Source organism: Pseudoneobacillus rhizolycopersici (assembly GCF_054786815.1).
In genome coordinates this window covers 1-258 of record NZ_JBTOOE010000150.1, presented here as the reverse complement: position 1 = coordinate 258, position 258 = coordinate 1, and the positions used below count along the sequence as shown (strand labels likewise).

General features: G+C 48.4%; 1 protein-coding gene. It reads left to right on the top strand.

Annotation, left to right across the window (positions count from 1 at the left end; all coding sequences use genetic code 11):
- Positions 1 to 258, top strand: a 258-nt coding sequence (locus ACX9YW_RS23200) for a GTPase (protein ID WP_460351107.1), incomplete at both ends; no start/stop codon positions are given.

Sequence of the window (258 nt, the reverse complement as noted above, 5' to 3'; positions counted from 1 at the left end):
ACCAGTGCTCCTTGCCGTTAATAAGGTGGATAATCCTGAGCGGCGGAGTGATGTTTATGATTTCTATTCACTTGGGCTTGGTGAACCATATCCTGTTTCAGGAGTTCATGGTGTTGGGGTTGGTGATCTCCTTGACGCTGTGATCAACCATTTCCCTGAAACTGCCGATAACGAGGATGACGGCACAATTCACTTTAGCTTGATTGGGCGGCCCAATGTTGGGAAGTCCTCGCTAGTTAATGCGATGCTTGGGGAGAA